This window comes from Amycolatopsis jejuensis (assembly GCF_000717335.1).
GTDB classification, from domain to species: domain Bacteria; phylum Actinomycetota; class Actinomycetes; order Mycobacteriales; family Pseudonocardiaceae; genus Amycolatopsis; species Amycolatopsis jejuensis.
Map to the genome: position 1 here is coordinate 1 of NZ_JNYZ01000065.1, position 19,275 is coordinate 19,275.

Genomic DNA, 19,275 nt, shown 5'->3' on the forward strand with positions numbered 1-19,275 from the left:
ATCGCGGACGGGTGCAGCGATCGACATGTGACCTGCTTCGAGCTCGTCGATCGCAATGCAGCACGCCGTTTGCCGCTCGCGGTGGAGCGTGTCGAGTACCTCGGCTACGGATGTCTTCGCGCCGGGACCGGCATCCGTGCGCGATATGTCGGCGCTGATGAGGTCGCGGACCTCCTCGTCGCTCATGTCCAGCATCAGGGCGCGTCCCGAGGCGGCGATGTGCAGCGGCCACGGCTGCCGGGTCGTCGCGGCGGCCTGGATCGTACGGTCCGGCTGCTCTCGCAGCAGGGTGAGGGATTTGTCGCCGTCCAGTACCGAGAGCAGGGCTGTTTCGCCGGTTTCCCGGACCATGGCACGCAGCACGGCGGAACCGGCGTTGAGCAGAAGCTGGTCGCCCGCCTTGCGGCCCAGGACATACGGCTGCCAGCCGAGCCGGTAGGCGCGCGTGTCCGGGTCTTGTTCGACGAAGCCGGCGCCGGACAGGCCTTCCCGTCCCGGACGAGAGCCGAGTACCTGCAGTACGACCGCGATGGCCCGCAGATCGCCGGCCGCAGCGTCGAAACGGAACCTACGTCGTCATCGAAGGCGTCGAAACACCTGCCAGCAGGCCGCTGGTGTGGTCCTGGCGGCGTCGTCAGCCGAACCGGGATGCCGCAATTCGAGCACGCCCCCTCGGGACCGGCAGCCTGCGCGGCGGGAACGTCTCCATCCCGGCCCGCGGCTACCTCGACTGCCGCCCGCCGGACGACAGCTATTCGCGGATCAGCTGTGCGAGTTTGAGGCTCAGATGCGCCGCGAGGCGATCGTCACCGCGGGACAGGTTCAACCCCGTCAGCTCCTCCGTCCGTCGCAGGCGGTAGTACAGGGTGGCGCGATGGATGTGCAACTGGCTGGCTGCGCGCTGTACGTCGCCGGCGTTGTCGAAGTAGGCCTTCAGGGTTTCGATCAGCTCGGCATGTCCCAGGGAGGAATCGAGCAGCAGGCGGATACCCGGGTGGATGCCGTCGGCGAGTTCGTCGGGAGGAAGCTTTGCCAGTACCGCATATACCCCCAGCCGCAGGTACGGCACTGTCGAGCCGAGTGCGCCGGTGATCCGGGCGACGTCTGCCGCATGGCGGGCCTCCCGGTAGGAGCCGTGTACCTCGGCGATGCGCTGGCGGGTGGCTCCGATCCCCACCCAGCAGGCGCCGGTGGCCGGCACGCCTCCGGTCACCAGCCCGCTGTGCATCGCGCCGGCCAGCTCTTCGGCCGTTTGCTCCACACTCGTCGCTCGGCGGCCGGGGGGCACGGCAAGCAGCAGCGAGTGATCAGGCCGGTTCAGTGTCAATGCGTGCTTCGGGGGGAGATTACGGCGGCCGTGATCGACCGCAATGTCGAGCGCCACCCGGCTCTGCTCGTCCAAGGGCTCGCCGCGGTCGTGGTTGATCGTCACAACCAGTGCGGTCACCGGTCCGGCGACGATCAGCTCCTCTTCGATCAGGGTGTCCGCCGCCTCCGCGCGCAACGTCGGATCGAGCGAAACGAGGTCGCGGACCAGCTCGCGTTCGCGGCCGCGAGTCACTTCACCGGCGAGGTACTCGCGGTGCAGGATGAGGGCAGCGTCGCCGGCCGCCCCGCGAAGCGCCGCCGCGTCGGTACCACTCACTGCTCCTTCGGAGTCCAGCAGCCACAGGTAGCCGAGCAACGTTCCCTCGAGGCGGATCGGCATGCCGATCCGAGCCACCCCCAACCCGAGCGACGGACATGCCAGAACCGTGAACACGTCGTTCGCCTTTGCCGCGCCCTGACTGTTGAGGTAGTCGATCAGTTCGCCGGACACGCTTCGGCGCATGATGGATTGGGTCCGGACGGTGTCCACCTCGCCTGCGTGCGACGTGTAGGCGAGCAGCCGGAAGTGGGCGTCATCGATGGCCACCGAGCGTTGCAACCGGACGGCGAGGTAATCGGCCAACCGCTCCAAAGCTGTTGCCATCGCGCGCACTGGGGCAGGCATATCACGCACTGTAGACCTCAGGCACCGGAGAGGGCACCTCGACAGATGTCGTAATCGGTGCCGCAACCCCTGAACAATCGTCGGAACGCGGACGAACCGGGCTGCCTCAAACTTGGGTCACCCCAGCTGCCCGGCCGGGGAAACTTCGGCCCTGCGGGGGGCTTGCAAGGCCTGGACGAGGCAGAGAGCGAGCGCGACGTGATGAGGCTCAAGCATCGGAAGAGTGCGTCGGTTCTGTCGTTGGCGATAGCCCTGCTGGCCCCCGCAATCAGCGCTTGTGGCGGGTCATCCGGTGGCAGCGGCGACGACGGAACGTTCACCCTGCGCGTGCCGGGCGCACCCAACTCCCTCGACGTGCCGAAGAGCTACCTGCTCGTCAACACCCAGTTCATCGGGCTGGTCACGGAAAAGCTCGAGACCATCTCACCCACCGGCGAGTTCGGGCCGGATCTCGCAACATCGGTCAAGCAACCGGACCCGACGACGCTGGTCTACTCGCTGCGCTCGGACGTCAAGTTCTCCGATGGAACGCCGATGACGGCGGACGACGCGGTCTGGAGCATCGTCCACGCTGCGACCGGAATCTCGCAGCTGGCAGGCAACTTCAAATCCTTCGCGAGCGCGACTGCGACCGGGGATCTGCAGGTCACCGTCAAGCTGAAGACGCCAGACGCGTTGGCTCGAAGCGAGATCGCCGCACTGGTATTCGTGCAGGAGGCGAAGTTTGCCAAGGCGCACCCGGATACCCTCGGCACTGCCAGCGCCCTCCCGGTGGGTACCGGGCCGTATGCGTTCAGCAGTTTCAGTCCCCAGTCGACCACGATGACGCGTAATCCCCATTACTGGGGCAAAAAACCGGCGCCTGCCAAGATAGCCGTCAACACGATCGCGGACGAGAACGCAGCGCGGTTGGCGATGCAGTCCGGTGCACTCGACGGCTCACTCGTCACGAACCTGAAGACCGTCCCCCAGTACCAGGGAATCGAAGGCACTTCGACCCACAAGCTTCCCCCCAATATCACCCTGGACTACCTCTCTCTGGACACCTCGAAAGCCCCCTTCAGCGATCCGCACGTGCGAAAGGCGTTCGCCTACGCGCTGGACAAGACCGGAGTGATGACAACGACCTATGGCACGAACTTCGAGCCGGCCGGTGCGCTGTCCACCGCCGGTGAGTTCGCCGGTCTGTCTCCCTCCGCCAGCGTGATTCAGGACTTCTTGAAATCGCTTCCGCAATATTCTTTCGACCTCGAAAAAGCCAAAGCGCAGCTGGCGCAGTCGGCTTATCCGCGCGGATTCGAGATGACGATCAGTTACAATGATGCCAATCCGTGGCAGAAACTGGTCGTGTTGAACCTGCAGCAGAACCTGGCAAAGCTCGGGGTCACCATCACGCCGAGGCAGGTCACCGTCAGCGAGTGGATCGCGAACATCTATGCTCACAAGGGCGAGATGCAGCTCATCGACTACAACTCGGCGAGCCCGGACCCGAATTGGCGCCTGACCGCTCTGACCACCAAATCGAACATGGGAGCCAACGGTTTCAATACCGCCGAGTACACCACCCCGGCCGTGGAACAGGCGGACACCGCTCTGGTCAAGGAATCCGGCAAGTCCGTTCGGCTGAGCGCGGCGCAGACCGTGCTCCGGGCAGTCGCCGACGATGTGCCCTACATTCCCGTCGGCGCACCGGACAACGTGTACGTCCTGGGAAGTGGCTGGTCGTTCCGGGCGGCGCCCAGCATTTTCGACCTTTACTGGAACGGGACCTGGGTATCGGCTCTGGAAGCGAAGTAGCTTGCAACCGCACTCGTCAATGGCGTAAGAGAATTGAAGGGAAGCAGCCGTGGCAATCACGATCTTCCTGCTGAAGCGAATCGGCCGCATGGCGGCTGTCCTGGTCCTGGTGACATTTCTCGTCTTCAGCCTGCTCGCAATGGCACCCGGTTCGACGGTGGCGACGTTGCTCGGCACCCAGCCCGCGACGCCGGACTTGGTTGCCGCGCTCCAGTCGCGGTACCACCTCAACGACCCGTTCCTCGTGCAGTACTGGCACTGGCTGGTCGATGCCGTGCAGGGCAACCTCGGCACCTCGGTCCAATCCGGCGACACGGTCACCCACGTGATCGCCACGCATCTGCCGGTGACGCTTGAACTTGCGCTCTACGCCGGGGTGCTGGTGATCCTCGTCGGTGTTCCCGCCGGCCTGGTGGCGGGCATCCGGCGCGGCCGGCCGTTCGATCGGGCTGTTTCGGGCGCGACGGTACTTTCGATGAGCGCGCCGCCGTTCGCGGTCGGGATCCTGCTCATCTACCTGCTTGGCGTGAAGGCAGCGGTATTCCCGGTTTTCGGAGCGGGATCCGGCGGAGTATTCGACAGAATCGAGCACCTCACGCTCCCCGCGATAGCTCTGGCGCTCGGACTCGTGGCACTCGTGATGCGCCAAACGCGGGCCGCGGTCCAGGACGTGATGAACCAGGATTACGTCACCTTCGCCCGCGCAAGAGGCCTCGGGTCCGGGAGGATTTTGCTCCGCTATGCGCTGCGCAACACCGCGCTGCCCATCGTGACCGCGATCGGCCTGGTCCTGGTTGTCGCGATCTCGGCAGCCGTATTGGTCGAGACGGTCTTCTCGCTGTCCGGCGCCGGACAGCTCATGGTGCAAGCCGTCGGGGCCAAGGACATCCCCGTGGTCCAGGGGCTGGCATTGCTGACCGCGCTGGCCGTGATCGTGGTCAACCTGGCCACGGATGCAGCTACCCTCGTCATCGACCCGCGGACCCGCACCGCGAGGAAGGCCGGTCAACGGTGACCGCCACTGTCGAATCGCCCGGGCTTGCCCGGCCCCGGTCCCGCCGATCGGTGCCTATCATTCCGGCATTCTGCGCGTTGTTCCTCCTGGCGGTCATCGTGTTCGGGATTGCGGGTGCCCGCCTGAGCCCGTACCACCCGCTGGCTCAGGATCCGCTGCTCGGCGTCACCTCGGGCGGTGGTGGGCACCTGCTCGGGACCGATCAGCTGGGACGTGACGCCCTGTCCCAGTTGCTGGCCGGGACCCAGTCCGCGACCCTCGGCCCGCTTCTGGTCGCGCTCGGCTGTCTCGTGGTCGGCGCCAGCCTGGGAATGGCCGCTGCATACTTCGGCGGGACCACGGACACGATCGTGAATGGCGCCGCCGACCTGATCTACGCGCTGCCGGCGCTGCTGATCGCAATAGTAGTTCTGGGAGTGACTGGCGGCGGCTATTGGACGACCGCATTCGTCCTGCTGGCCTTGTCGCTGCCGTACGAAATACGGATCTGCCGAAGCGCAGCGATGGCGCAGGTGCATCGGCTCTACATCGATGCGGCTCGCACGGCCGGCCTGTCGCCGGTCAGGATCATCTTCCGGCAAGTGGCGCCGAATATCGCACCCACCCTCGTCGCCTCCTTTCTGCTCGATTTCGTTACGGCGCTGATCGGCTTTGCCGCATTGAGCTATCTCGGGCTCGGAGTTCCTCCTGGCAGCCCGAACTGGGGGGTGATGCTGGCGGACGGTCAGTCGCTGATTGGCGAGAACCCGTGGCTGTCCGTCGGTCCCGCGGTACTGCTCATCGTGACCGCCGCGAGTGCCACTCTGCTTGGCGACTGGCTCCATGAGAGCCTCGAAAACAAGGGAGAACGTTCGTGACAGCGCCGAATGTGCCAGCGTTCAGGTACGGCCCTGAAGCGCGACCGGCTGCGTCCGACGACGCGCTCCTCGAGGTCAAGGGGCTGAGCGTAAGGCGTGGTCACTCGACGACCCTGGTGCGTGCGGTGGACCTTGCTCTGCCTGCCGGTAGCACGCTGGGAATTGTCGGCGAGTCCGGCAGTGGAAAATCGTTGACCGCACGTTCGATCGTCGGCCTGCTGCCGCCCGGACTCCGTGCCACCGGGTCGATTCGCTATCAAGGCGAAGAGCTGATCGGAAAAAGCGAGCGCGCTTGGCGAAAATTGCGCGGTGGCGAGATCAGTCTCTTGATGCAGGATCCGTTCACCATGCTCAATCCACTGCAGTGGGTCGGAACGACGATTGCGGAATCGCTGCCCAAGCAAGTGCGCGACGACCGGGCGAAGCTGCGTCGCGAGATCGCCGCTCGCCTCGATGAGGTCAGATTGGTGCCGGCAGTCGCCGACCGGTATCCCTTCGAGCTTTCCGGCGGGATGCGGCAGCGGGTTGCGCTGGCCGCGGCACTCGCTCGGGACCCGAAGGTCCTGATCGCCGACGAGCCGACCACGGCACTGGACGTCACCACGCAAGACGAGGTACTGGCGTTGCTCAGGGAGATTCAGCGCAGCCGGAACATGTCGATGCTGTTCATCACCCACGACCTTCCCGTGGCGTTTTCGATCTGCAGCCGGATCCAGGTCATGTACGCCGGCTCGGTTGTCGAGCTGGCGTCCGCCGACCGGCTGCGCGACGAGCCTGCTCACCCGTACAGCGTCGGCCTCCTGCTCGCTGAGCCGGACATGGAGCGCTACCTCGACCGGCTCGTATCCATTCCCGGCCGGGTTCCGGCGGCCGATTCCGTCGCCGGACAGTGTTCGTTCGCCGAGCGGTGCGCCTGGGTGCGGCCCGAGTGCACGGCCGGCCGGCCGGCTCTCGTGCAGCACAGTGAAGGACACCTGTCGGCATGTGTTCGGGTCGAGGAGATCGGCAAGGAGCTTGTGAGCGCACTGCAGGTCCGGCAGCGGCCGGGCTCGCCGCCGCCGACGCCGTCGTCCCGATCGCCGATTCTCGTCGTGGACCAGCTGCGCAAGACATTTCACACCACCCCGTTGATCGGCCGCGGGCAGCAGCACGTGGCGCTGGACGGCGTCAGCTTCAGCATCGGCGAGAGGGAGTCTCTCGGTTTGGTCGGCGAGACCGGCTCGGGGAAGACGACAATTGCGCGCTCGATTCTCGGTCTGACCACACCGGACTCGGGCGAGATCACCCTCGGCGGGATGGCGATCACCGATCGCCGGAAGCTCGATCGCCGCGAGCGGCGGGAGGTTTACCGCAGCGTCCAGGTCGTTTTTCAGGACCCGTATGCGTCGCTCAATCCAGCTCGTTCGGTCGAGACGACGTTGCGGGAGGTGATCGGCCGGCGGGGGGACAGCGACGATTCGTCCCGGGAGGCGCGTGAGCTGCTGGTGCGCGTGGGGCTTCCCGAGTCCTACCTCGGCCGGCGTCCGGACGCTCTTTCCGGCGGTGAGCGGCAGCGGATCGCCATCGCCAGGGCAATCGCCATGAAGCCACGGCTGCTGATCTGCGACGAGCCGGTCGCCGCGCTTGACGTGTCCGCTCAAGCCCAGGTGCTCGAGTTGCTGCGGGACATCCGCCGGGACGAGGGAATAGCGATGCTGTTCATCACTCACGATCTGTCGGTCGTGCGGCAGATGACCGACCGGGTGATGGTGCTGTGCGGTGGCGAAATCGTCGAGTCCGGCGACACGCCCGCTGTCCTTGACCATCCATCCCACCGCTACACGCAGCGCTTGGTGGCTGCGGTTCCCGGTTCGACCGCAAAGCAGTGAGAGGCGGTTGTCGTACAGATGATCATGGATCTCCGACATTTGTCGATGTCCATCCATCAGCCGGCGGCATAGCCTACGTGATCCATCCGGCCAACCACCGAAAGGAGACATCGATGTCGCGAGAGCACCCGGCGGACTGGGACATCGCCGAGGCATCCGATGCCATGCGCGCTGGTCGGATCAGCGCAGTGGAACTCACCGAAGCGTGTCTGGAACGAATCGCGGTCCGTGACCACCGGTACGGTGCGTGGATCTGCGTCTACGAATCCGAGGCGCGCGCCGCGGCCGGTGCTGCAGATCGAGCAATTGCCGCCGGCCAGGGAGGGCCACTGACCGGGATCCCGGTAGGGCTCAAGGATGTCATCGGTGTCGCCGGCCTGCCGGTGACCGCCGACAGCGCGATGCTGCAGGGCAACGTCGCGGACACTGACTCGACGGTATGGGCGAAGCTGCGGGACGCGGGAATGGTCCTGTTGGGACACCTTCACTGCGGCGAGCTCTCCTGCGGGTCGTGGGGGGCGAATCCCTGGGACGCGGCCCTTACCCCCGGCGGGTCGAGCAGCGGCAGCGGGATCGCGCTGGCGGCGCGCACGGTGCCGGCGACCGTGGGCACCGACGGCCGCGGCAGTCTCCGGCTGCCGGCCGCATTCAACGGGGTGACCGCGGTGAAACCCACGTTCGGGCTGATCAGCACGGCCGGATGCATCCCGATCACGTTCACCTACGACGCGGTGGGGCCGATGGCCCGCAGCGCGGCCGACTGCGCGCTGCTGCTCGCGGCGATGGCCGGGCGCGATCCGCTGGACTACTCCACCTATACCCAGCCGGCGTCGGCGACCTATCCGGTGCGGCCGCGGCCGGGAGCCCGCCCGGCGGCCGGAACGCGGGTCGGGGTACCGCGGTTTGCCGACCAGCCGATGACCGACGGCGTCGCGACGGCCTACGAGCGATTCACCCGGGACCTCGTCCGGATCGGCGTGGAGCTCGTCGAATTCGACTGGCCGGCCAACCCCCTCGAGACCGGCCCGGACGGTGCGGGCCTGTGGACCACCATCCTTGCCGCAGAAGCGCATGTCGTGTACGCGCAGTTCTCCGATCGCCGCCATCTCGGTCGCGACGAGTTCGCCGCGATGTTCAAGTCGCTGGACAGCAGCGGCAGCGCCGTCGACTACGTGACGGCACAGGTCAAGCGGGGCGAGTACGTCGCGACGTGGCAGCAGATCTTCGCCGAGCACAGTCTCACCGCCGTTGCGCACCCGACGCTCCACAGTGAAGTCCCCGGCTCCGTCCTTGACGTGCCGCTGACGGGAGGGCTGGGCGCCTGGAACGACGCCAATTTCCCGGTCGTCGCAGTGCCTGCCGGGTTCAGCCCGGCCGACGGTTCGCCGGTGGGCGTGCAACTCGCCGGACTGCCCTACACCGAGGCAAGCCTGCTGCAGCTGGCGATCGACGTCCAGGCGGTGACGGACCACCATGTGCAGGTCCCTCGCGCCCTCGACGACGGCCCGGCGTTCATCGGCCCGGAGCGAAAGGATGCCACGGCCGCGCAGAAGCCGTACACGCCCCTCGTCCACCCGCTGAGCTCGACGATCTTCCCATCATCACAAGGAGGGCAAGGACAATGTGGCTGACCGGAGCAACCGTTGTCGACGGGACCGGCCGGGAGCCGGTCGACTCGCTGTCGATCCGGGTCGAGGACGGGAGAATCGCGGACCTGGGTGCCGTGCCACCTGCCGGCGCGGAGGTCGTCGACTGCTCGGGCCTGACGATTGTTCCCGGTCTGATCGACGCGCATGTCCACTTGGGACTGTCCAGCTCGATCGACGCGAGTTACCGGCACGAGATTGCGGCTGCCGAACTCGCTGCGGACATGTTCGAGAACTGCCGCCAGACGTTGGACGCGGGCTTCACGACCGTGCGCGACGCCGGGGGAATCGACAACGGCCTGGCGGGAGTGGTCGCGAGTGGCAAAGTGCCGGGGCCACGGATTGTGCACTGCGGCCCGCTGCTCTGCCAGACCGCCGGCCACGGCTACCTCGGCGCCGAGTGGGAGCCGACCGATCTGTGGCATCAACACGATTTACCCGGCCTGCGATTTTTCGCCCTGCCCGGCGACGGCCCCGACCAGGTCCGGCGCAACGCCCGCGAGGCCTTCCGCCGGGGAGCGAGCTTCCTCAAGATGTGTGTCACCGGCGGGGTGGTTTCACGCCACGACAAGCTTACCGACACCCAGTTCACCGTCTCGGAGATCGCGGCTGCGGTCGAGGAGGCCCGAGCTCGGGGCACCTATGTCACGGTGCACGCACACAACAACGAGGGCATCCGGAACGCGGTGTCGGCCGGCGTCCGCTGCATCGAACACGGTACCCGGATCGACGCCGAGACCGCGGCATTGCTGGCCGGGCACGACATCGCGCACATCCCGACCCTTGCCGTGCTCCGCCTGCTCCAGGACGACATCGGCGGGGTCGGGCTGCCCTCCGACATCCTCGGCCGGATCGGGGATGCCTACGAAGGGATGGTCGCGGGACTGCTCGCCTCCCGGCGGGCCGGGGTCCGGGTGGGCTTGGGGTCCGACCTGATCGGGCCGAACCAGGACCACCGGGGCCTCGAACTCGTCCTCCGGTCCGAGGTGGAGCCGCCCGCCGCGGTGCTCGAGTCGGCGACGCGGATCAATGCGGACATCCTCGGGATCGGCGACGAGGTGGGGACGATCGAGGTCGGCAAGCGTGCCGACCTGGCCGTGTTCGCCGCCGATCCCCTGGAGAACCCCGCATTGTTCGACGACCGGGCGGCCGTCGTCCTGGTGGTTCAGAACGGCCGCGTGGTCAAGGACATCCGGTAAGCAAGGAGCAACGGAGCATGAGCAATATCGAAGTGCCCAAAACCCGCACCGGCGACGACCTCGACGAGGTCGCCGGGGTGGAGTTCGCCGATCCCTATCGGTGGCTGGAAGAAGACACCGACGAGGTGAACGCCTGGCAGGACGCGCAAGGGGAAGCGGCGACCCGGTACGTGCGCGACTGGCCGCATTTCGACCGGTTGCGTGAGCTGGTCGGGCGCTACGACTGGGGTGACGACAATGAGCGATTCGGCTCGGTACCGTTGTTCGCGGCAGGTCAGTGGTTCCGGATCGAACCCGTGCCCGGAGCGATGCACTCGAGGGCAGTCGTAGCCGGGGAACCCTACGGAACGGGCCGGGTCGTGTTCGATCCCGCGTCGGAGAACGCGGAACGACCACCGTTCCTGTCCTGGATCTCTCCCTCGCCCGATGGCCGCGTGCTTGCCGTCGGCGGGTGCCTGGACGGCAGTGAGCGCAACAGGATCCGGCTCGTGGCGACCGCGACCGGGGAACTGCTGCCGGAGCCGCCTGCCGAGTTCCTCAAGGACAACTGGACCGGCGGGGCGAAATGGTTACCCGACTCATCGGGGTTCTTCTACACCGCCACCGACGACGACCCGGTCAGCGCCACCCACCGGGTCCTGCTGCACTTGCGGCGGGGCGCGCCCAGCACTGTCGAGGTCGAGACCCCGTGGCTGCCCGGCGGGGACTACCGCGCGGTGGTCGCCTCGGCTGACGGGCGGCATGCGGTGGCCGTACAGGGGTTGTTCGACCCGATCCCGGTGGCAGTGGCGGAACTCGCCGACCCGGCGGCTCTCGGGTGGCGCCCGTTCGTCACCGACGCTTCGCTCAACCTCCCGGGTTACCTGCTCGGGGACGAGTGGATCGCGGTCAGCGACATCGATGCCCCGCGCGGCCGGGTGGTGGCAATCGGGCTGGACAGCGCGGACCCCAGCGATCCGGGTTCCTGGCGCACCATGGTGCCCGAGTCGGACAACGTGGTGCGGGCCGTGCGCCCGGTGGGTGAATTCGTGTACGTGCACGAATTCGTCGACACCTACGCGGGCCTGCGCATCGTGGACCGCAACGGCCGGCCCTGCGGGAACGTCCCGCTGCCGGGAAAGGGCGCGCTCGGCGAACGGCCGTTCACCCTCATGAACCTCCTCGATCCCGTACCCGAAGAGCAGCTCGTATTCGCCTTTTCCACTCTGACGAGTTCCTGGGGCACCTTCCGGCATCGCCCGGGTGCAGCGCTGGTGGAGACGGTGCGGGAACCCGAAGTCACCATGGAAAACTGCGTGGTCGAAGACGGCTGGGCCACCTCCGCCGACGGCGCCCGCGTGCCCTATCACCTGGTCCGGCGCCGCGACGTCCTGCTGAACGAGCCGCGTCCGGCGCTGCTGTGGGGTTACGGCGGGTTCGGCGCGCCCTGGCTGCCCCAGTTCCCGGGCTCCCTGGCGGCATTCGTCGACTCCGGCGGAACACTCGTGCACACCCATCTGCGTGGCGGCACCGAACTCGGCCGCGAGTGGTGGGAGGGCGGTCGCCTGCAGGCCAAGGAGAACGGCTACGCCGACCTGTACGCAATCGCCGAGAACCTGATCGCCACCGGGGTCACCACCCGCGACCTGCTCGCGGTCACCGGCGTGTCGAACGGCGGGCTGCTGTGCGGAGTCGCCGCCACCCAGCGCCCCGGCCTGTTCCGGGCGGTCGTCCCGCGCGTCCCGCTTCTCGACCTCATCGGCGCCTGCCGCGACGGCTACGACCGATGGGTCATCGACGCGGAGTTCGCCCATGTCGATGACCCCGCCGAGGTCCGCAGGCTCGCCGGATTCTCGCCCTACCACCTGGTCGACGACGACACCGCCTACCCGGCAGTCTTCATCGAAGCAGGCGACACCGACCCCCGCTGCCCACCCTGGCACGCCCGCAAATTCGCCGCCCGGCTCCAGGCAGCCGGCGGCAACGAGTCCCCGGTACTCCTGCACATCTGGCGGAACTCGGGACACGGCTTCGCCAACGACCGGAAAACCTTGCTGAGCCAGGAAACGGAATGGCTCGCTTTTGTGGAGAAAACCCTCGGGATGGTGCCACCCGGCTGAGCGCACGGGCGGAGCGGGTGAGCGTGGATCCGGCGCGTCCCGGATCCACGCTCTCTGTTGCCTTATCCGGCAATGAGCGCGCGATGCGGACCTCCAACACCAGCCGTGGCATATCCATGTGCTGACCGGGTCGGCCTCACCGGCCAGCCGAATGGCCCGAACCCCTTGCCGGACGCCGCATACACTTCGGCGCCTCCGGACCGATCGGGAGCCGGTGGGTTCTTTTGCCACATTCCACGAATGACGGGGAAAGTGAGCTTGATCGACGCGCAGCGGGACCGCATGCCCGCTTGGTGACCGCCTCGGTCGGCGGCTGCCCGACCGGAGGCGTCCAGTACCGGTTCGCGGCACGGTGGTCCGGCTGCCACCATTGAGGCGTTCACGGATACTCAGTGGCTCACCGGGCGGGGAGACCTGCCCGGCTACCCGTTCTCACGGTGGGCGCTTCCCGGCCGCCGATGCTCGGTAAGGGGACGAAATGAGCGGCAGGCTGCAACGTGGCGCGATCTCGGTCGTGCAGGTTTTCGGTCTCGCGGTGTGGTTTTCGGTGTCGGCCGTGGTGCCGAGCCTGCGCACGGACTGGGGGATCTCGGCGGCCTCGGCGGTCTGGCTCACCGGTGCGGTCCAGCTCGGATTCGTGACCGGGGCCGTGGCGGCCACGCTGCTGAATCTGGCCGACCGGGTCCGTCCGCACCTGCTGATGGCGGGCAGCGCGGCGGCTGCGGCCGGCTGCACGATGGTGCTGGCGGGATCGGTGACCGGTATGGCAGGGGCGATCCCGCTGCGGTTCCTGACCGGGGTGTGCCTTGCCGGGGTGTACCCGGTGGGGATGAAGCTGATGGCGTCCTGGTCGGGCAGCGACCGGCGGGGGATCGCGCTCGGCATCCTGGTCGGCGCGCTGACCCTGGGATCGGCGCTGCCGCACTTGATCGCCGGGCTCGGTGCGTTGCCGTGGCGGGTGGTGCTGTTCACCGCGTCGGGGGTCGGGATCGCGGGCGCACTGGTCGCGGTGACCGTCGTCCGGGCGGGCCCGCATCTGGCCGCGGGGGCACCGGTCCGCAACCCGCGGTACGCGATGACGATGTTTGCCGAACGCGGTCCGCGGCTGGCAAATCTCGGCTATTTCGGGCACATGTGGGAACTTTACGCGCTCTGGACCTGGATCCCGGCGTTCCTGCTCGCCGCCGACGACACGGGGAAGGTCGAGATCTTCGTCTTCCTGGCAATCGGTGCCGCAGGCGCCGCCGGCTGCCTGCTCGGCGGCTGGTGCGCGGACCGCTACGGCCGTGCGCCGACGGCCATGGCGGCGCTGCTGGCCAGTGGCTTGTGCTGTCTGCTGTCCCCGTGGGCGTTCGGGATGCCGCCCGCCTTCCGTGCGGTGTTCTGCATCGTCTGGGGAGCAGCGGTGATCGCCGATTCGGCCGTGTTCTCGACGTCCTTGAGCGAGGTCGCCGACTCCCGCTACGTCGGCACCGCGCTGACGGCGCAGACGGCCATCGGGTTCGCGCTCACCGTCGTGAGCATCCAGCTGGTCCCCCTGCTGGCCGGGCTGGTCGGTTGGCGATACGCGTTTCTGCTGCTGGCCCCCGGGCCGTTACTCGGCGCGGCCGCAATGCGCGCCTTCGGTTCGCGGTTGTCCCCGCCCCGCCCGGCCTGACCCTTTGCGGGGAACACCTTTGCGAAGGACACGACGGCCGTAGTCATGCCTTCCAGCCACCCGGTCCAGCCCGGCCCCGCTCGCCCTGAGGATCGTTCGAGAACCCACGGCCCGCCATGTTGTTCTCGTCGGCGGACATGCAGCGACCACGACCGGCAACGGACTCAGCACCGGTGCCGCTCGGATAGTCGCCAGCAGCGACAGCCCAATCGGGCCGGCCCGCTGCGCTGTCGCGATCTGCTGGCCGTGGGCACGCAACGTCCCGATGGCGGCCTCTGCTCTGCCTGCTTGGCCGGTCCACGGGCGAGTTCGTCCGCATCCGACCGGTGATCGCGGCGGGCCGGAATCGCAAGAGATCAGCCGCACGATCTCGGTCCGCCTCTCGACGATGAGTGCCGGCGCTACTCGAATTCGACGACGGCGCGATAGTGGGCATCGCCCTTGCGGACCCGGTCCAGTGCCCGTTCGAAGTCCGCGACGGGGAACGTTTCGACTTCGGGCCGGATGCCGTGCCGGGTGGCGAAGTCGAGCATCTGCCGGGTTTGTGTGGCGGAGCCGACGATGCCGCCGGTGATCGACTTCGCTGCGGGTAGCAGGCTCATCTGGGAGATGGTGATGGGCCGTGCGGGGAATCCGACTACGCACAACCTGCCCTGGGGGCGAAGCAGGCCGAAGTAGTCGTCCCAGGGGAGGTCGGCGTTCACGGTGGACATGATGAAGTCGAATGAACCGGCTGCGTCCTGGAGTGCGCCTGGTTCGCCGGAGGCGATGAAGTCCGTGGCGCCGAAGCGTTCTGCGTCGGCTCGTTTCGCCGGTGTCGTCGAGATGGCGGTGACGGCGCATCCCCACTTCGCGAGGAACTGGACGGCCAGGTGGCCCAGACCGCCGATGCCGACCACTGCGACGCGGTGTGTCGGCAGGACGCCGTTGTCGAGAAGGGGGGCGAACACTGTGGTACCAGCGCAGAACAGGGGACCCGCGTGCTCGGACCTGATCGCGTCGGGAATCGGGTAGACGTGCCGCCAGTCGCCGGCTCGGACGTGGCTGGCGAAGGCGCCTCGGTCGCCGCGCAGGACGGTGTCGTCCTTGTCGGCGCACAGGTTTGTCCGACCGCTGAGGCACCACTCGCAGCGGAAACACGAACCGGCGGTGGCGCCGACGCCGACACGTTGCCCGACGGCCAGAACGGTGGGGTCGACCGCGTCGCCGAGGGCCTGCACCACGCCGACCGCCTCGTGCCCGGCGACGACGGGGTACCGGGAGATTCCGTGCGTGTTGTCGATCAGGTCGGTGTCGGTGTGGCAGATGCCGCCGTGCGTCACGCGGACGTCGACCTCGTTCGACCCCAGCGGGCCGGCCTCGTACTCGTGCGAGCGCAGCGGCCCGCCTGCGTCGTGTGCTGCGTACGCGTGGACCTTCATGCTCGGTCGGCCTCCCCGTTGGTTGAAACAAACTAGTTAGTTGCATCCTAGCCGGAGCCGATCATGGCGTCAAACAAACTGGTTAGTTAGAGTGTGCCGGTGAAGGATGGACAAGCCACCCGGCGCCGGTTGCTGGATGCGGCGGCCGCGGAGTTCGCGGCGTACGGCATCGCGGGGGCGAGGGTCGACCGGATCGCGGCCACTGCCAAGGCCAACAAAGCGCAGCTCTACGCCTACTTCGGCGACAAGGACCGCCTGTTCGACACGGTGTTCCAGGAACACGCAGGCGACCTGGTCAACGCGGTGCCGATGACCGCTCGTGATCTGCCCGGCTACGCCGTCGGTATCTACGACGCCTGCCTGGCCAAGCCGGACCTGGTCCGGCTGGCGACCTGGGCCCGGCTGGAACGCCGGCCTGCGGGCGACCTGGTCACCACCATGGCCGAGGAGACCGGCCAGAAGCTGAGCGCCATCGCCGACGCCCAGCGCGACGGGCACATCGACCCGGCGCTCGCGCCCGCGGACGTCCTGGCGATGGTGTCGATGATGGCGCTCACCTGGTCACCGGCAAGCTTGTTCTACGCGGCAACCCCGGCCGACCCGGAAACCGACCACCAACGGCGCCGCGAAGCCCTCGCCGAAATGGTCCGGCGCGGTTTCTGCCCGGCCGACCCGCACGGCGTCGCAACCGTATCCGGCACCGCTACGCCGCCGCGGCCGACGATTCCTTGATGCAGAGGCGGAAAACCTGCTGCACGATCACCGAATGAGGTCGTGTTCGGCGAGGCTGCGGGCGGTTTGCTCGATTGCGTCGGGGATGGAGCGCAATGGGTGTCCGAGGAGGGTTTCGGCGGGGGTGTGGTCGAAGCTCTGTTTGCAGCCGATCAGCCAGCGGTTGTCGCGCAGCTGGGGTTCGACCACGCTGGCGAGCCGGGTGAACCAGGTCGGCATCGCTCGTGCCGGCATTTTCCGGCTTGGTCCGGGGAGGCGTTCGCGGATCACGTGGGCGACCTCGGTGAGCGACATCGGGTCGGTGGCGACGATGGTGCGGCGGCCGGCGGCGGCGGGGGAGGTCATCGCGGCGAGGTGGGCGTCGGCGATGTCTCGGATGTCGATCCAGGGCAGCCGGAGGTCGGGGATCATCGGGAGGGCCCCGGACATGAGTTGCTGGATTGCGGTGACGGAGGTTCCTGGATCCTTGGTCAGGAGTGGCCCGATCACCGCGCCGGGGTTGATGAGTGCGAGCCGGTCCGGGGCTCCGCGGTGCTGCGCGAGTTCTCGGGCGGCGCGTTCGGCTTTGATTTTCGAGACGGTGTACGCGTTCAGGCGCGGGTCGTCCGGGTCGGTCCGGTCGGCGTCGGTGTAGAGGTGCCTTTTGGGTGCGCGGGCGAACTGGATCGTCGCCAGCGCCGAGGTCATGACCACGCGTTCCGCGCCCGCGTCCAGCGCTGCCCCGACCGCTCGGGTCGCCCCCTCGACGGCGGGACGGATCAGCTCGTCCGGGTCTTTCGGTTTCGCCAGCACGAACGGGGAGGCCACGTGCAGGACGTATCGGCATCCGTCGGCGGCTTCTGCCCACCCGTCGTCGGAGAGCAGGTCGAGGAGACAGATCTCGAGCTGTGCCGGGTCGACGCCCGCGGTCGCCATCGCTGCGTGTACCTCGCTGACCCGGGTGCAGGACCGGACCGAGCCGCGTACCGCGTATCCGCGTCGGAGCAGCTCGGCGGCGACGTGCCCGCCGATGAACCCGGAGATGCCGGTGACCAGCACTTTGTCTGTCATGTCGATACCCCGTCCGCTCCATCTTGACAGTGAGCAGTTTACGGATCATCTACTCACTGTCAAGATGGAGCGATGGGCAAGGAACGCGTCGCCGGGGATCAGTACCATCACGGCAATCTGCATGCAGCGCTGCTCGACAGTGCGCTGATCGTGTTGACCGAGAAGGGTGTCGCCGGGTTCAGCATGCGCGATGCGGCGCGACGGGCGGGGGTGTCGCAGTCTGCGCCCAAACATCATTTCGGTGACGCGCGCGGGCTCCTGGGTGCGCTCGCGACGCGCGCGTACCGGCAACTGTGCGATCGGCTCGAATCACTCGACTTCGCAGGGCTCGATGCTCGCGAGCGCGTCGGGTGCATTGCGGCGGAATATGTCGCCTTCGCGAGCGAGAATCGTGCCGTGTTCGATTTGATGTGGCGGATGACGCAGTTCGACTTCACCGCGCCCGAGCTGGCCGAGCAGAAGCACCGCGCGCTCCTGATTTTGGATCGCGGCCTGCGCGGCGAGGGCGCCGCACCGGCGTCCGGCACCGACCCCGCACTGCTGCCGAGTTACGCGGTCTGGTCCCTCGTGCACGGGTACACGACCCTCGCCCTGGAGGGCGCGATCGACAGCAGCAACCCGGATCCCCTCAAGGGAGACCTGCTTCCGGAAATGCTTGCCCTTCTTGACATATCCGGCTCTCCGCGTCGATCCACCGCGCTCGAGGACTGAATCTCAGCCCAGCGCTGCCGCGGTGGCGTTGGTGCGGACCCGCAGCACCGCGAGGGCTCCGACGAGGGAGACGAGCCCGGCGATCAGGTAGAGGGACGAGTACCCGCCGAGCGAGCTGACGATCATCGCGCCGATGAACGGGCCGATGACCTGCGGTGCGGTGAGCGCGATGTGGAACACGCCGAGGTCGCGGCCGGTGTCGCCGGCGGCGGGCAGGACCAGGGTGGCCAGCGCGAGGTCGACGCGATGCCCTGCGCGGCCGTCAAGCCGGCGGGCATCTTGATGTAGTCCTGCAGGGCGTACAGGGTCATGCTGCCGATCATGGACGGGCCGAGGTAGAGCACCGCGCGGGAGATGAACACCCAGCGGTAGTCGCGGAAGCGCAGGCTGGCGAACGTCTGGCGGAATTCGGTGAACACCGGACGGCGTTCGCGGACTTCCACCGCGGTGCTGCGTGATTCCCGGGTGAGCCAGGCACTTGCCAGCGACGCGAGCGGGACCAGGATGGCCAGCAGCAGGTACCCGGTGAAGATCGAGTTGACGAAAAAGGCGCCGGCTTGGACGCCGACGATGGCGCCGAGGGGTAGTCCGAGGCCTTGGACTGTGCTGGCGAGGCCGTGCCGGTGCGCGGGGATCCGGTCGGGGATGGTCGCGAGGATGACGTTGAGTCCGACGTTCACCAGTGCCTGCATGAGGAACCAGCCGACGACGAGCCCGGCTACCGAGGACGCGGTGCCGAGCATGATGAGGGTGCCGCCGGTACCGATGCCGCCGAACAGGATCCACGGGGCACGGCGGCCCCATCGGGTGCGGGTGCGGTCGGACAGGATTCCGATGAACGGCGGCACGGCGAAGGCGGCGATGGCCGCGATCCCGGTGACCAGCGCGAGTGCGGACGGGGCGTTGTCACCCGCGATGATCCGCACCTGGGTGGGCAGCAGAACCTGGAGCGCGCCGACGATCGCCGCGTAGGCGAAGACGTTGAGCAGGAACATCGACAGCAGGACCGGCCACACCCGGACCTTCCGCGCGGGGGCGCCGGTGAGTTGCTGTTCGTCACACATGGCTTCGAGCAGCGGATTTCCCCTCCCCGCCGATGACGACGGGGCCGTGCGGGTCGCCGCGGTCGCCGCTGTCGTTTCGGAGCCGGGTCTGCTGATCGGGGCCGATGTCGGGGGGACTGGGATCAAGGCTGTCCTGGCGGATCCTGACGGGACGGTGCATGCGCGG

General features: G+C 67.8%; 16 protein-coding genes. 10 read left to right on the forward strand and 6 right to left on the reverse strand.

All coding sequences use genetic code 11. The features are described from left to right. A partial coding sequence (locus OO71_RS45290; RefSeq protein ID WP_281178551.1) for an IclR family transcriptional regulator domain-containing protein occupies positions 1-363 on the reverse strand: 363 nt, incomplete at its 3' end. Between the two features lie 388 nt (positions 364-751). Then, positions 752-1,993, reverse strand: coding sequence for a PucR family transcriptional regulator (locus tag OO71_RS45295; RefSeq protein ID WP_084145793.1), 1,242 nt, complete (start codon positions 1,991-1,993; stop codon positions 752-754). Between the two features lie 57 nt (positions 1,994-2,050). Between OO71_RS45295 and OO71_RS45300 the strand changes: the two genes are divergently transcribed. From OO71_RS45300 to OO71_RS45335, 8 genes are all read left to right on the forward strand, one after another. Next, positions 2,051-3,790 (forward strand): ABC transporter substrate-binding protein, encoded by a 1,740-nt coding sequence (locus OO71_RS45300; protein WP_162186193.1) that lies wholly within the window; start codon positions 2,051-2,053, stop codon positions 3,788-3,790. Between the two features lie 49 nt (positions 3,791-3,839). Then, positions 3,840-4,805, forward strand: a complete 966-nt coding sequence (locus OO71_RS45305) for an ABC transporter permease (protein ID WP_245633979.1) — start codon at positions 3,840-3,842, stop codon at positions 4,803-4,805. Continuing rightward, positions 4,802-5,662, forward strand: a complete 861-nt coding sequence (locus tag OO71_RS45310; RefSeq protein ID WP_051793219.1) for an ABC transporter permease — start codon at positions 4,802-4,804, stop codon at positions 5,660-5,662. Before OO71_RS45305 ends, OO71_RS45310 begins: the two co-directional genes overlap by 4 nt. A gap of 11 nt (positions 5,663-5,673) precedes the next feature. Next, positions 5,674-7,530 (forward strand): dipeptide ABC transporter ATP-binding protein, encoded by a 1,857-nt coding sequence (locus tag OO71_RS45315; RefSeq protein ID WP_084145797.1) that lies wholly within the window; start codon positions 5,674-5,676, stop codon positions 7,528-7,530. Between the two features lie 113 nt (positions 7,531-7,643). Then, positions 7,644-9,161 carry an amidase gene (locus OO71_RS45320; RefSeq protein WP_051793221.1) on the forward strand — a complete coding sequence of 506 codons (1,518 nt, stop codon included), beginning with the start codon at positions 7,644-7,646 and terminating at the stop codon, positions 9,159-9,161. Next, positions 9,152-10,375: a metal-dependent hydrolase family protein gene (locus OO71_RS45325; RefSeq protein WP_033296316.1), complete on the forward strand. Its 1,224-nt coding sequence runs from the start codon at positions 9,152-9,154 to the stop codon at positions 10,373-10,375. Before OO71_RS45320 ends, OO71_RS45325 begins: the two co-directional genes overlap by 10 nt. A 17-nt stretch (positions 10,376-10,392) precedes the next feature. Continuing rightward, entirely contained in the window at positions 10,393-12,474 is a 2,082-nt protein-coding gene (locus OO71_RS45330) for a prolyl oligopeptidase family serine peptidase (RefSeq protein ID WP_033296317.1), read from the forward strand. A gap of 478 nt (positions 12,475-12,952) precedes the next feature. Then, positions 12,953-14,131, forward strand: coding sequence for an MFS transporter (locus OO71_RS45335; protein ID WP_033296318.1), 1,179 nt, complete (start codon positions 12,953-12,955; stop codon positions 14,129-14,131). Positions 14,132-14,532: 401 nt separating this feature from the next. Here the strand turns inward: OO71_RS45335 and OO71_RS45340 are convergent, their stop codons facing one another. Next, positions 14,533-15,552: an NAD(P)-dependent alcohol dehydrogenase gene (locus tag OO71_RS45340; protein WP_033296319.1), complete on the reverse strand. Its 1,020-nt coding sequence runs from the start codon at positions 15,550-15,552 to the stop codon at positions 14,533-14,535. 99 nt (positions 15,553-15,651) lie between these two features. On the opposite strand from OO71_RS45340, the gene OO71_RS45345 reads away from it, so the two are divergent. After that, entirely contained in the window at positions 15,652-16,284 is a 633-nt protein-coding gene (locus OO71_RS45345) for a TetR/AcrR family transcriptional regulator (RefSeq protein ID WP_084145799.1), read from the forward strand. A 27-nt stretch (positions 16,285-16,311) separates the two neighbouring features. On the opposite strand, the gene OO71_RS45350 is transcribed toward OO71_RS45345, so the two are convergent. Next, a complete protein-coding gene (locus OO71_RS45350) occupies positions 16,312-17,334 on the reverse strand; it encodes an NAD-dependent epimerase/dehydratase family protein (protein ID WP_033296320.1) in 1,023 nt (340 codons plus the stop codon). 72 nt (positions 17,335-17,406) lie between these two features. Between OO71_RS45350 and OO71_RS45355 the strand changes: the two genes are divergently transcribed. After that, complete coding sequence (locus OO71_RS45355; RefSeq protein ID WP_051793223.1) at positions 17,407-18,045, forward strand: TetR/AcrR family transcriptional regulator; 639 nt, start codon at positions 17,407-17,409, stop codon at positions 18,043-18,045. A gap of 3 nt (positions 18,046-18,048) precedes the next feature. Here the strand turns inward: OO71_RS45355 and OO71_RS53060 are convergent, their stop codons facing one another. Together OO71_RS53060 and OO71_RS45360 are read right to left on the reverse strand one after the other, a co-directional pair. Beyond that, entirely contained in the window at positions 18,049-18,171 is a 123-nt protein-coding gene (locus OO71_RS53060; protein ID WP_281178552.1) for a hypothetical protein, read from the reverse strand. After that, complete coding sequence (locus OO71_RS45360) at positions 18,168-19,109, reverse strand: MFS transporter (RefSeq protein ID WP_033296321.1); 942 nt, start codon at positions 19,107-19,109, stop codon at positions 18,168-18,170. Before OO71_RS45360 ends, OO71_RS53060 begins: the two co-directional genes overlap by 4 nt. Positions 19,110-19,275 lie beyond the last annotated feature (166 nt).

Bases quoted from the DNA above. Each gene is read 5' to 3' on its own strand.
- OO71_RS45295 (WP_084145793.1), bottom strand. From the start codon at position 1,993: ATGCCTGCCCCAGTGCGCGCGATGGCAACAGCTTTGGAGCGGTTGGCC.
- OO71_RS45320 (WP_051793221.1), top strand. From the start codon at position 7,644: ATGTCGCGAGAGCACCCGGCGGACTGGGACATCGCCGAGGCATCCGAT.
- OO71_RS45325 (WP_033296316.1), top strand. From the start codon at position 9,152: ATGTGGCTGACCGGAGCAACCGTTGTCGACGGGACCGGCCGGGAGCCG.
- OO71_RS45330 (WP_033296317.1), top strand. From the start codon at position 10,393: ATGAGCAATATCGAAGTGCCCAAAACCCGCACCGGCGACGACCTCGAC.
- OO71_RS45335 (WP_033296318.1), top strand. From the start codon at position 12,953: ATGAGCGGCAGGCTGCAACGTGGCGCGATCTCGGTCGTGCAGGTTTTC.
- OO71_RS45340 (WP_033296319.1), bottom strand. From the start codon at position 15,552: ATGAAGGTCCACGCGTACGCAGCACACGACGCAGGCGGGCCGCTGCGC.
- OO71_RS45350 (WP_033296320.1), bottom strand. From the start codon at position 17,334: ATGACAGACAAAGTGCTGGTCACCGGCATCTCCGGGTTCATCGGCGGG.
- OO71_RS45355 (WP_051793223.1), top strand. From the start codon at position 17,407: ATGGGCAAGGAACGCGTCGCCGGGGATCAGTACCATCACGGCAATCTG.
- OO71_RS53060 (WP_281178552.1), bottom strand. From the start codon at position 18,171: ATGATCGTCAGCTCGCTCGGCGGGTACTCGTCCCTCTACCTGATCGCC.
- OO71_RS45360 (WP_033296321.1), bottom strand. From the start codon at position 19,109: ATGTGTGACGAACAGCAACTCACCGGCGCCCCCGCGCGGAAGGTCCGG.